This is a genomic window from Streptomyces calidiresistens, assembly GCF_014141525.1.
Classification (GTDB): domain Bacteria; phylum Actinomycetota; class Actinomycetes; order Streptomycetales; family Streptomycetaceae; genus Streptomyces; species Streptomyces calidiresistens.
Window position 1 is genome coordinate 1 of sequence record NZ_VKHS01001608.1, and the last position, 401, is coordinate 401.

Here is a 401-nt window from a genome sequence, read left to right on the forward strand (position 1 = left end):
CGTCCCGCCCCTCCTGCCAGTACGCCTCGAAGGAGTGCAGCATCCGGCCGTACAGCTCCTCCTCGGCCGGACCCGCCCGGCGGTCGCGGACGGTGACGAAGAAGCGGTCCTCGCCGTACAGCTCCCGCACCCGCATGAGCGTGCCGTCGGACCGGTCGGTGACGACGGTCTGCCGGGGGTGGAGATGGGCCGTCAGGGCCGTGGTGTCGTTGAGCAGGTAGTGGGCCTCGGTGGGCGGGTGCGGCATGCCGCGCACCTCCACCCGTACGTCGGGGACCAGCCCGTCGTCCTTCAACCGCAGCAGGGTGTCCTCGATGTGGCCCGCGTAGGTGCGCAGCAGGCCCCGGTGGCGCAGCCGGGGTCGGGGGTCGCGCGGGTCGCCCACCAGGTGGGGGAAGGGG

Annotated in this window: 1 pseudogene; it reads right to left on the reverse strand. The window is 73.6% G+C overall.

Going from position 1 to position 401, the window contains the following annotated elements:
* Positions 1 to 385, reverse strand: a pseudogene (locus tag FOE67_RS28480) (hypothetical protein); the annotation flags it as partial.
* Positions 386 to 401 lie beyond the last annotated feature (16 nt).